The 11725-nt window shown below is 37.9% G+C and carries 14 protein-coding genes; 13 read left to right on the plus strand and 1 reads right to left on the minus strand.

The genetic code is table 11. The features are described 5' to 3' along the window. The 6 genes from PESP_RS02565 (at nucleotide 1) to PESP_RS02590 (ending at nucleotide 5188) form a co-directional block, all read left to right on the plus strand. Nucleotides 1-255 (plus strand): hypothetical protein, encoded by a 255-nt coding sequence (locus PESP_RS02565; RefSeq protein ID WP_089346634.1) that lies wholly within the window; start codon nucleotides 1-3, stop codon nucleotides 253-255. A 22-nt stretch (nucleotides 256-277) separates the two neighbouring features. Continuing rightward, a complete protein-coding gene (locus tag PESP_RS02570; protein WP_245852129.1) occupies nucleotides 278-499 on the plus strand; it encodes a hypothetical protein in 222 nt (73 codons plus the stop codon). Nucleotides 500-636: 137 nt separating this feature from the next. Continuing rightward, on the plus strand, nucleotides 637-2088 hold the full coding sequence (locus tag PESP_RS02575; protein ID WP_179947218.1) for a collagen-like protein: 1452 nt from the start codon (nucleotides 637-639) through the stop codon (nucleotides 2086-2088). Then, nucleotides 2085-2504 carry a hypothetical protein gene (locus PESP_RS02580; RefSeq protein WP_089346636.1) on the plus strand — a complete coding sequence of 140 codons (420 nt, stop codon included), beginning with the start codon at nucleotides 2085-2087 and terminating at the stop codon, nucleotides 2502-2504. Before PESP_RS02575 ends, PESP_RS02580 begins: the two co-directional genes overlap by 4 nt. Then, nucleotides 2504-3877: a zonular occludens toxin family protein gene (locus PESP_RS02585; protein WP_089346637.1), complete on the plus strand. Its 1374-nt coding sequence runs from the start codon at nucleotides 2504-2506 to the stop codon at nucleotides 3875-3877. Before PESP_RS02580 ends, PESP_RS02585 begins: the two co-directional genes overlap by 1 nt. An 882-nt stretch (nucleotides 3878-4759) precedes the next feature. Next, on the plus strand, nucleotides 4760-5188 hold the full coding sequence (locus PESP_RS02590; RefSeq protein ID WP_089346638.1) for a hypothetical protein: 429 nt from the start codon (nucleotides 4760-4762) through the stop codon (nucleotides 5186-5188). A gap of 499 nt (nucleotides 5189-5687) precedes the next feature. Here PESP_RS02590 and PESP_RS02595 read toward each other — a convergent pair whose 3' ends face one another. Continuing rightward, nucleotides 5688-6752 carry a site-specific integrase gene (locus PESP_RS02595; protein WP_089346639.1) on the minus strand — a complete coding sequence of 355 codons (1065 nt, stop codon included), beginning with the start codon at nucleotides 6750-6752 and terminating at the stop codon, nucleotides 5688-5690. 137 nt (nucleotides 6753-6889) lie between these two features. Here PESP_RS02595 and dusA point away from each other — a divergent pair, with 137 nt between their 5' ends. The 7 genes from dusA (at nucleotide 6890) to PESP_RS02630 (ending at nucleotide 11713) form a co-directional block, all read left to right on the plus strand. Further along, nucleotides 6890-7864: a tRNA dihydrouridine(20/20a) synthase DusA gene (gene dusA / locus PESP_RS02600; RefSeq protein WP_089349087.1), complete on the plus strand. Its 975-nt coding sequence runs from the start codon at nucleotides 6890-6892 to the stop codon at nucleotides 7862-7864. Between the two features lie 242 nt (nucleotides 7865-8106). Beyond that, a complete protein-coding gene (locus tag PESP_RS02605; protein ID WP_089346640.1) occupies nucleotides 8107-8799 on the plus strand; it encodes a PspA/IM30 family protein in 693 nt (230 codons plus the stop codon). A 10-nt stretch (nucleotides 8800-8809) separates the two neighbouring features. Further along, nucleotides 8810-9016 carry a PspC domain-containing protein gene (locus PESP_RS02610; protein WP_089346641.1) on the plus strand — a complete coding sequence of 69 codons (207 nt, stop codon included), beginning with the start codon at nucleotides 8810-8812 and terminating at the stop codon, nucleotides 9014-9016. Nucleotides 9017-9025: 9 nt separating this feature from the next. Then, complete coding sequence (locus tag PESP_RS02615) at nucleotides 9026-9352, plus strand: hypothetical protein (RefSeq protein ID WP_089346642.1); 327 nt, start codon at nucleotides 9026-9028, stop codon at nucleotides 9350-9352. A gap of 79 nt (nucleotides 9353-9431) precedes the next feature. Continuing rightward, on the plus strand, nucleotides 9432-9944 hold the full coding sequence (locus tag PESP_RS02620) for a copper chaperone PCu(A)C (protein WP_089346643.1): 513 nt from the start codon (nucleotides 9432-9434) through the stop codon (nucleotides 9942-9944). 8 nt (nucleotides 9945-9952) lie between these two features. Beyond that, nucleotides 9953-10939 (plus strand): DUF2333 family protein, encoded by a 987-nt coding sequence (locus PESP_RS02625; protein ID WP_089346644.1) that lies wholly within the window; start codon nucleotides 9953-9955, stop codon nucleotides 10937-10939. Nucleotides 10940-10942: 3 nt separating this feature from the next. Further along, nucleotides 10943-11713, plus strand: a complete 771-nt coding sequence (locus tag PESP_RS02630; RefSeq protein ID WP_089346645.1) for a TIGR04219 family outer membrane beta-barrel protein — start codon at nucleotides 10943-10945, stop codon at nucleotides 11711-11713. Nucleotides 11714-11725 lie beyond the last annotated feature (12 nt).

Below are 11725 nucleotides of genomic sequence, written 5' to 3' on the forward strand. Positions count from 1 at the left end.
ATGTCAGTTTGTGCGGTTGCCAATGCTAAAGGTCGTTTGTTTATAACTGCGGAAACTGATTGTTCTGAATTTGTTTTATTGGATCAGGCTGAGTTTTCAAATTTGGAGTCCGGTTCACTACAACAAATGCTAGAAACTTTGCATTTACTATTTGAGTTTGATGCTGAGCTTTTTGCAATAGTTGAGTTAGCGCTAATTATGGCTTTCTTAACGTCACATTTCGGCGGTCGTATAGTTCGCTGGTTAGGTAAATAATTATAATTTTGGAATAAATAATATGATTTCTATAAAAAATTTAAGCAATAAAAAAGTGGTTTTAGTTTCAGCTGTCACAGGTGTTTTAGTAAATTTCACAGCTACTGCTGCTGATTATACGGCAGAAATTGCAACAGCATCAGCAGAGGGTACTGCTAATGTTACTGCGGTTATTGTTGGTGTTATTGGTATCGCAATCCTTGGTTTTGGTGTTGGCGCTATGGTTTCATGGTTTAAACGTTAATGGTTATTACTATATTTTTTGCTTGTGCTTTTTATTATGCAATGTTTGAGGGTTTCACTTCTGGCATTAGAGCTTCCTAATATAGTTTTTATAAATACCAAGGGAGCTTAGCTCCCTTACTTATAGGCTCTTTAGTAATGAAAACCTTAATCTTTTTTTTACTTTTCATTTCTTCATTCTCTCATGCGGCCTTTACAGCAACTTCAGGTAATTACCCGACTAATAATGAAACCTGTAGTGATTTTCTAGGTTGTTATTCTATTTTTGCAAACATTTACCAAGAAGAAAATTACTCTTTAAATGGCAATGCTTTTATCATAGGTAAGAATCTATATGCGGAGTATGTTAAACCTAGCGGTTATAAAATTAATAAACATATCACCTTCACATATTCAGATGATTGCTATATGTCTAGCTCAGTAGGCATGATTTGCGGTCTTTCATGTAATAGCGAAAACTCCTGTTTCTCCTATGGTTCTTCTCTTTGCTCTGGTTATATTTCGTCTTATGAATACGATGATCCTGCTAATTGGACATATTCATGCTCTCAATTTGAAGATAACAGTTCCCCTATCGATATTGACCAGCTACCAGATGATTCAATAATTACATCTACTGTTAAAGGTGATAGGGGGTTGAGAGGGCAAACTGGAGAAGCTGGAGTTGATGGTAAAGACGGTCAAGATGGTAAAGATGGAGTGAATGGCTTGGATGGTGTTTCATGTTCTGTCAATAAGCATCAGGGAACTATTACTATTAATTGTCCAAGTGGAGATACTTTTATATCAGAGTATTCCATAAAAGAAGATATTAAAAATGAGCTAAATAATGAAAATTGTTTCGTAAGTTCTGTTGATGAAATTAATAATAAAATATTTTACTCGTGTCCCGATGGGCAAAAAATAGTTCAAGTTAAAAATGGTCTTGATGGTGCTGATGGTGCTGATGGTGTAGATGGTCTTGATGGTGCTGATGGTCTTGATGGTGCTGATGGTATCGATGGCGCTGATGGTGCTGATGGTATCGATGGCGCTGATGGTGCTGATGGCGCTGATGGTGTAGATGGTGCTGATGGTGCTGATGGTGCTGATGGTGCTGATGGTGCTGATGGTGCTGATGGTATCGATGGTGCTGATGGTGTTAATGGTAGAAATGGCGCAGACGGTATAGCAGGCACTAATGGTGAAGATGGTAGTGTTGTTAACCTTCAATCTGTTGCTGATGCTATAAATGATGGTTTCTCTTACTTAAAAGAGCCTGTTTCAAACTCACCTAGCCAAAGTAACTCTAATGCTTATTCTTCACTTTTTAGTCAACAATCTATTGATGAAAATAACAGCGAAGTACAAAATTATAAAGACCTAATACAAGCTGCCAATATAACTTTTAAAGATACTGTATCTTCTAAATTTAGCTTTTCATCATCATCCTCTGGTTACCAAGCAAGGAATTTAGATTTAGGCTCTTGGGGACAGCATGATGTTTCAATATCCCGCATAACCCAGCATTTTGGCGGCTTGGCCAATATCATTTATTTTTTCGCAACACTTCTTGCACTTTCAATTGTTTTATCTGGAGTTAAATTATGAAAATATTATTATTCTTTGTTTTTGCTTTGTGCTCTTTATCTATATCCGCAGCTGGATCTGGAGAGAGCTCTGTAGATGGCACTATAGGGTTCTTTAGTTTTGCATCTAGTTTTTTTTCTGACATAAGTAATTTTGTATTTGTCACGATTCCGGAGTCAATTGATAAAGCTCATATTTGGGTGACCTCTTTCTTACTTAAGTTAAAATTTTTTGCAATGTATGAATCGTTAAAGTTTTCCCATGAAGTAGCTTTAAGTTTTTTGAATCTTATCGATATATCAAGTTTTGTTAATTCTGCTATTTCCGCTCTTCCTCAAGATATGAAACAACTAGCATCAGATTTGCGCTTTTTTGAGTCATTAACTTTAGTTGTCGAAGCTTGGATAACACGAATGGTTTATTCAGGGATAATGTAATGGCTACTAAAATTTTTCATGGCCCTCCTGGTTCGTACAAATCTAGCACTGCAATGTGGTATGAAATTGTTCCAGCGCTTCGTCAAGGTCGTGTAGTTATAACTAATCTACAGGGCATTAAGACAATGGAGGCCATACAAAAAGAGTTAAATGAAGTGTTTCCTAATACAGCTAGGTTGTTACGAATTTCAATTGGTAATGATTTAGGTATGCTCTTGATGCGAAATTTTTTTCACTGGTTACCCATTGGTTCTTTAATATTTCTTGATGAAATTCAAGATATATATCCAAATGATAAGTCATTTAAACCTTCAGATTACGATTATAAAAACGAAGGTTACTTCAATGAACACCTTCCTGATGAATTTATAGAAATTTATCATGCAGAGCAAAAATCAATAAAGTCATCAATTAACGTGACTGATTTTCAAGATGATATAGGCGAATCCCTTTTTGATGAAAGGGATTATTTACGATACCCAAGAACGCTACGCGAATGCTTTATGCGTCATCGCCATTATAACTGGGATATTCTCATTGCTACGCCAGACATAAAAGAAGTGTCTTCTTTTATTCGTTCAGTTTGTGAGGTTGCGTACTGCCATTCAAGTAAAGATGCTATACCTATTTCTTACTTTAAAAGGCGGCCTAGAATTTTAGAGCACTTACCTAAAACGAATGGCTTAACTGCTTCAAAGACGGATATTGTTAGTTATAAAAAGGTGCCTTTAGATGTTTTTAAATTATATAAATCGACCGCGACTGGAAAAAATACTAAGTCTGGCGCTGGTAAATCGCCTTTTACATTTTCTTTATTATTTGGCTTTATCTTTCTTATCTCCTTTATTGTTTATTTATTTTATTTTTTCCTCGATGACACAAGCGATAAAGTTCCTCAAACGACAAGTACTGTTAAGAATGTACAAAAAACTAATGTTTCGAAAATTCCGCAAGAAATTGCGTACGGTAACAATCAAGATAGTACTGCTGTTAAAAAAAATATTAACGCGTTTGATTCTGTTTCTTTTCGTAATGATTCTTTTCAGAATATGTTTACGTCTTCTCGTTCTCTTTTAGAGCCTTTTGGTGTTACTTCTATTTTTGTTAGTGGTATCAGCACGGTTTACCACTCTAAACACAGTATTCAAAGATATTACGTTTTTAAAATGTATTCTGGTGCTGATGAATTTACTGTTAATTCAGATTTTTTCTACGAAATGGGGTTCAAGATATTTTATAAAAGCGATTGCTTACTAGAATTGAGATATGAATCAATGAGTGATTATATTTATTGTGAGCCCTCTAAAGTAGAAAATATTCAACAGGATATTGATAGCAATAATGTGGTCGACGTATCACTTTTGGGAGACTGACGCGAGAGGCGGACGGCGAAGCCTGAGCAAGGACAACGAACAAGGAAGGCAAGCAAAGCTTGTTTTCCTTGTTTTAAAACAACCCCCTCAAAACACCCCATGTTAACTTCACACTTCCTACTATCTGTAAGTCATAAAATCACTCTGAGATTCTTTAAAATTAAATGTCGTATTATTAACGATGTCTTTTTATCGTTAAAAATCGTCATTGAACAAACGAAGTGCGTTAGTTGTCTTTGGCTAGAAGTTCCCCGTTATGTATTACGGGGGTAGATTCCACCAACTAATGGTCCTTTGCTCAGCTTTGGTTTTAATTTTTTAAAACTAAGTATGCTTCCGTAGCTTTTATGTCTATTTTCATAAAGGTTTTAATGTAGAAGCTTTAATGTCTGATTACATTCTAAATTTATTTAGCTTGCGGAGTTGAAATATTAATTTTAAATCTAACGGTGATAAAGTCGCTAGGAGTGAAGTGGAATATATTGTGTTGCTGTGAAGGTGCGTTGATGCAAGGGTTCGTTGCGGTACTGCGTTTCGTTACGGTGAGTGTGCATTTTTTTGATGGTTCGCTGCGGCGCTACTTTGCGGAGAGTTTGCATTTTTGCAAGAGTGCGCTATTGCAGGTTGCAGGGTTGCGGTTTTGCAGGGTTGCGATGTTGCAGGGTTGCGATGTTGCAGTGGTGCGATGTTGCAGTGGTGCGATGTTGCAGGGTTGCGATGTTGCAGTGGTGCGATGTTGCAGGGTTGCGGTGTTGCGAGGATGCAGCGCTTTAAAAGTGTGTTGAGTTTATTTTTAGGAGAGATCTTGGAATTTAGTGAGGATTTGCTGTTGCGCGAAAGTTTAAAAGTATTTATACTGACTAAAAGCTAGAGGAGATGATTATGTTTGATAATATAGACTTCAAAAGTGCGGTTTCAAATTCTAGAGGGGCAGCATCTGGCAGTCCTGTATCTATAACGCATAATAAAGGCGAGAAGAAAGAAGAACAAACTTATAAAATTAGCAAAGAAGCTATGGATAAGTGTAATTTTGGTTATAGAGACAAGGTTGATATTCAGTTTTCGCCTGACTTTAAAGTTTGCAGAATAATTAAAACTTCTGCTGGATTGACTTTAAGTCAACAAACGGCGAACAACCCACATTCATCGGCAGTTACTAGAATGTTATATAAGGAAAATATTCATCCTGACTTACTAAAAATGGCATTTGATGAAAGTGGCGTTGAAACAAATAAAGCTATGTTTGAGAACGGAGATATAGACTATAAAGATGGAGTTTTAACTTTCGCACTTAAACTAGTTAAGAAATGAGATAAACCCCTAATTACTAGGGGTTAACTCTAAGATCAAAGTTGACACTTTGGAAGCGACATGGCTTAGATCTCAGCTTGCCAGCGAGATTATATTAGCCCTTTAGCACACCAAATGTCAACTTTGAAAAACAAAAGCTCCTAAACATAGGAATTATATTATGGTAATTGAACCATTGTTTTTTGACTCTCTAAAGAGTCGCAAAAGGTTGGCATGTTGTTGTATTAACAATCAATTATGCCTTTGGTGTAACATTAATAAAGGGGTACTAATATGAGTAACCATACTGTAAAGGACGGTTGGGTATACTGTGACTATTTTATTCACTATCGTACTGGGAAGAAGGTATATCCTAAGACGGCAAAGTGTTTTAGGTTTAAAATAGGTCGATAATATACTTTTGATAAATATCGCTAATTAGTTATTTTTGTAGAAAATTATACTTTCTGTTTTAAGTAGCTTTTTAGCTGTTGAATAAGAGCCGCATTATGCGGCTTTTTTATGTGCTGAATTTATCGTGTAATTTATGTGGAAACAATTGTGTGTAGACTTGCCATAATATGTTTAAATTTCTATGTCCCGTCACTTGAGCTACTTCTTCAATGCTATAACCTTTTTCAAAAAGTCTTGACGCACCTTCTCTTCTTAAATCATGGTATCTTAAATCTGTAATTCCTAGAGATTTCCTGACGCGCTGAAATCCTGCTGTAACAGACTTTGAATTATACGGAAATATCCTGCTTTCTGTTTGTTCTTGTTTGTTTATCAATTCAAATGAGCCCGCCAGTAATGGCACTATCATATGATTGCCTTCCTTTTTTCTTGGATCCTTTCTATCTCGAACGATTATAGTTTTATGTTCTTTATTTAAGTCTTCCCATTTTATCGCGCAGACTTCACCAATTCTCATACACGTCAGTATTGAAAAATTAAGAATATCAACGAATGGAATATTACTCCCTTGCTTGTTTTGCCTTTCTGTTAATGCTTCGATTAGTCTTTCTAATTCATATTCAGTAGGCCTGCGTGTACGCTTTTGGCTTTTACCAACTAATTTCATTTCAATTAATACAGGTACTGCATCTTCAAATATTTTCCAATTAGCCGTTACATCAAAAACAGGCAGAGCAATTTTCATTACACTACGTAAATAGGCAATATCATGATAAACAGTTGCTCCGCCTGCACCTGCCGCTCTGCGCATTTTACAGTGATTAACTAAGTCACTACTTTTAAGTTCATTTGATAAAACTGAGGCTAAAGGACAATCACGTAGCATTTGTATAACGTATCGTTTGGTTCTTCCAGTGTTAGCCCACAAATCAACATCATTAAAATAAAGGTCTAGTAGTTCGCCAATGGTTATTACTTTATTTTGTTTTGCGATGCTATTTAATTCCACAGCCTCTTTTTGTATTTTCCCCCATGTCTTTGCTAATTCTTTTTTGCTGAATGTTCGTGATTCTCTATGTATAATCACGCCATTCTTTTTTACACGCACAGTGCATCGGAAACTAAATTCTCCGTTTGCTTTTTGGCGTTTATCAATTGTTACTGATGCCATGGTATTATTCCTTAATCGTCCTACCAATAATGGGGCGCATTTGGAACACCCTATATGGAAATTGAACGAAAGTACAGGCGATTCAGAGCAGTTCAGGTGGTACATATATGCACACAAATAAGGCTTCAACGCCAGATATGACGGGCTCTACAGTGAATCGCAGGTTTAGTGTCGCCCCGATGCTTGATTGGACTGATCGTCACTGTCGTACTTTTCATCGTAAGATGAGCAAGCATGCAGTTTTGTATACAGAGATGATCACCACGGGGGCTATTTTATTTGGTCGTGGCGATTACCTTCACTTTAATAAACACGAAGGCCCTGTTGCATTGCAACTAGGTGGCTCTGATCCTGATGCATTAGCAAAATGTGCAAAGCTTGCCGGTGAGCGCGGCTACAATGAAATTAATTTAAATGTAGGCTGCCCATCAGATAGAGTACAAAACGGGCGTTTTGGCGCATGTTTAATGGCAGAGCCAGAACTTGTTGCACAGTGTGTTGCGGCAATGAAAAGCGAAGTAGATATTCCGGTTACAGTAAAAACACGTATTGGTATAGACGAGCAAGACTCGTATGAGTTTTTATGTGCACTTATTGAAGCCAGTCACAAAGTGGGCTGCGATGACTTTATTATTCATGCGCGTAAAGCATGGCTAAATGGCTTAAGCCCTAAAGAAAACCGTGAAGTACCGCCTTTGGATTACCCGCGTGTTTATCAGCTTAAAAAAGACTACCCGCAACTTGATTTAAGCATTAATGGCGGCGTTAAAACAATTGAGCAAAGCCTTGAACATTTACAGCATATAGATGGTGTAATGATAGGGCGCGAAGCGTACAGTAATCCATTTATATTAAACAGCGTAGATGAAAAAATTTATGGTGATACTGCTAATACGCAATCACGCCACGATGTAGTGCGCTCAATGTATGACTATATTGAAGATGAAATGCGCGAGGGTGCTAACTTTTGGCATGTTGCGCGCCATATGCTGGGGATTTTTCAGGGTCAGCCGGGTGCTCGTGGATTTAGGCGTCACCTCTCTGAAAATGGTCACGGTAAACAGGCAGACTTATCGGTGATGGATAAAGCACTGAGCTTTGTACCCGAATAAGTTTAAGCCGAATAGATTATTTTATTAAGCCACTTTTTAGTGGCTTTTTTGATCCTAAAATTTAGTCAAAAGATCAAAATATTAGTTAATTACACTTTTATGCATTCAGCTTCTGGTCACTTAAAATCGCACCCTTTTAAGTTTAACTTACTGTTTTTAAATATTAATGTTTTATTTTTTGTTACTTGGCATAAGTCTTGGAATCTCCTAGTTGTTACCAATTAAAACAACAGGACAAAATAATGAGCATATTTAACCGCATAAACGACGTGATCCAATCAAATATTGTAGCAATGCTGGATAAAGCAGAAGACCCAGAAAAGCTATTAAATTTAATGCTAAACGAAATGCCAGATGCGCTTAACGAATGTAGAAGCACAGCCGCTGCTTTACTTTGCGAAGAGAAAACTCTAAAGCGCCAAATAACGAATAAAGAAAAAGACTTAACCGTATGGCAAAGCAAAGCTGAGCTGGCTATTGAAAAAAGCCGTGATGATTTAGCTAAATCAGCATTAGTAGAAAAACAACGTGTTGCTGATGCAATAACAGCTAAAAATAATCAGCTAACGGTAGTGAAAGAGTCGGTTGTTAAAATTACTGATGATTGTGAGCGTTTACAGCAAAAAATTGTGCAAGCCAAAGCAAAGCAAGCGCAATTAATGAAACGCCATGACGTAGTTGTTGCGCGCGAAAAAGTAAGTATTCAGTTACACAGTGACAAGGTAGCGCATGCGCTGTCACGATTTGAAATGATAGAGCAAAAGGTTGAAGGCATAGAGGCACAAGTTGAAGCGTATGAACTAACTAATACCGCACAAACAACGGCTGAGCAAATAGATTCACTCGTTAAAAATGAAGAAATTGAGGCCCAGCTTGCTCGCTTAAAAGCAAGTGTAAAACAAAACCAAGACAGTTCTATCAAGCAAAGCGCTTAAGGAGTTAAAAATGAATAGTTTTAAAACACAACGTGGTTGGTACAAAGATTCGTTAAACAAAAAAATATCGGGTGTATGTAGTGGGTTAGCACACCGTTTAGATTTTCCGGTGTGGGCCACACGTTTAGCGACTGTTTTACTATTTTTGAGTTTTCCGTTTGCAGTAGCACTGGGCTACTTTATTGCCCATTGCTGCCTTGAAGAGCAGGCACTTTAGGAGATAGCTATGAAAACCTTAGCAATATGTGTTGTCGTATATTTGTTATTTTTTACTGACATGATTTCGGTAATACATTTTGACTCATGGCAGTTTCCGTTGTGGATTGCCGATATAAGTTGGGTAGGGTTAGAGTTAGTTGGGGTACTGATTGCAATTATTGCTGTAATAGCTGTTGTTACTTTAGTCACTATGGGGTTAATTGGTGCCGGTATTGTAGCGCTGGTTGGTACTGTACTGGCGTTGTTATTTGGCTCAGTAATGATTGCATGGCCATTATTATTTGTAGCGGTACTGTGCTGGTTAGTACTCGATAACAAAAAAGTGGCCTCTTAAGCCTTAATTTAACTGACTAATATTAGTTAACTATGTTAAATTTAAAGTGAAATTTTATGTATTCACAAGGAATAAAGCGATGATGAAGCAGTGCTTTTTTATGGCCTCGGCGTTAATGATTAATGTATTTTCGTCATCGGTTGCTGCGCATGCTGGGCACAGCCACGATATTGACGATGCTAAACTTGCCGTGAGTAATGCGCAAATAAGAGAGTTTTTGCCCGCAAGTAAAGCAAGCGTTGGCTATTTAACTATTTCTAATCATGGTGGTACAGCAGCTAATTTAACTAAAGCGACCATTGATGGCCTAGGTCGTGTAGAAATACACGAGCATAAACATGTAAATGGCATGATGAAAATGCAAAAGGTTGATGCGGTAACAATTAAAGCACATGAAAGTGTCAGCTTTCAGCCTGGTGGCTATCATTTAATGGTGTTTGATCCACAAGAACCACTAAAAGTAGGGCAAGAACGTAAACTCACGCTATATTTTAGTGACGGTAACCGCTTGTTTACTAATGCCGAAGTGGTTTCGCTTGAAGCGCAAGCAGCGCATTCAAAGCCATCTAAAAAACAACATGCTCATCATTAGGAGGATAAATGTCGCAACATAAAGGAAAAATAATCGGTGCACTGGTTTTACTGCTTATTGTTTTTTACGCTATTGCTGTTTATTGGAGCACGGAGCCTGGCCGCTTTAACGTAGTGACCAATGCAAAAGAAGTAGCGCAAGCACGCAACGAAAAAATGGTAACGGGTTATACCACAACATCAACACTTATCACGGTAGCAAGTACCTTACTTGAAAAACCAGGTGGTTACTTATCAAATGATGTTATGCCGCCTAGCGTAATTATGGATGATATGCCTGCTTGGGAGTATGGCGCACTTGAAATGGTACGTGACTTAGCACTTTCTATGCGTAAAGATTTTAGCCGCTCCCAGTCGCAATCTACAGAGCATGAAGCACTTAAAAAAGCGCAGCCCCAATTTAACATTAGCTCTGAGGCATGGGCGTGGCCAAGTGCTGAGGGTGAATACCAAAAAGGTATTGATTATTTAGTGGTGTATCGCGCGCAAATTTCAAATGAGCATGAGCGAGATAGCCAGTTTTATTCTCGCGCAGATAACTTACGTAGTTGGTTAAAAGAAGCTGAAAAACGCTTAGGTAGCCTAAGCCAACGTTTAAGCGCAAGTGTAGGGCAAGACAAAGTAAATACCGATTTAGCTGGTAACTCATCAAATACTCAAGCCACTTACTCGCCGCTTCAACAGCAAGTAAGAACATCGTGGTGGGAAATCGACGATGTATTTTATGAATCGCGCGGTGCTACATGGGCTTTATTACACTTTTTACAAGCGGTTGAGTACGACTTTGCTGATGTACTAGAAAAGAAAAACGCACGCGTTAGCTTACAGCAAATTATACGCGAGCTTGAGGCAACACAAGAAACCGTGTGGAGCCCAATTATATTAAACGGGAATGGGTTTGGCTTTGTGGCAAATCATTCTTTAGTAATGGCAAATTATATTTCAAGAGCCAATGCGGCTTTAATCGAACTTAGCGAACTACTAGCTCAAGGATAAAAAATGAAAAAGTATTGTTTAGCAGCAGCCCTTTCAATGGCATGTTTAGCGCCTGCAGCGCAGGCAGACACTCTATTAGGTTTATATGTAGGTGTTGATGGCTGGAAGTCAGACAACGAAGGTCAGTTTTCTTATAAAGATAACGCACCACAAGATTTTAACTTTGAAGACGAAACATTTGTAAGCTACTACGCGGCGCTTGAGCACCCAGTACCACTAGTGCCTAACTTAAAGCTTAAATACACAGAGCTTGAGCTTAACGGTTCAGCAACCCTTACCGATACGTTTAGCTTTAATGGCTCAGATTATGTGGTAGGTACAACTGCAAATACGCTAAGTGACTTAACGCATATTGACTACATTCTTTATTACGAAATCTTTGATAACGATTTAATTTCAATTGATTTAGGCTTAAATGCAAAGCAGTTTGATGGTGATATAGTGGTTACCGGTACTACTCAACAAGGCGGTACTAACTTTTCTGAAACTGTTGATTTTTCGGGCCTTGTACCACTAGCGTACGGCCGTGCCGAAGCAGGCTTACCATTTACTGGCTTAAGTGTGTTTTTTGAAGGCAGCTTTTTGGCCATTGACGATAGCAAAGTGCAAGACTACCAAGTAGGTGTTGCGTGGGAGCTTATAGATAACCTAGCGGTTGATGTAGCTGTTAAAGCGGGCTACCGCTCAATGACGCTAGAGCTTGATGATGTTGATGATATTAATACAGATATTGATGCATCAGGCCCATTTGCAGGTATTCAAGTTCACTTTTAATGAGTGATCTTA

This window comes from Pseudoalteromonas espejiana DSM 9414, assembly GCF_002221525.1.
Taxonomy (GTDB): Bacteria; Pseudomonadota; Gammaproteobacteria; order Enterobacterales; family Alteromonadaceae; genus Pseudoalteromonas; species Pseudoalteromonas espejiana.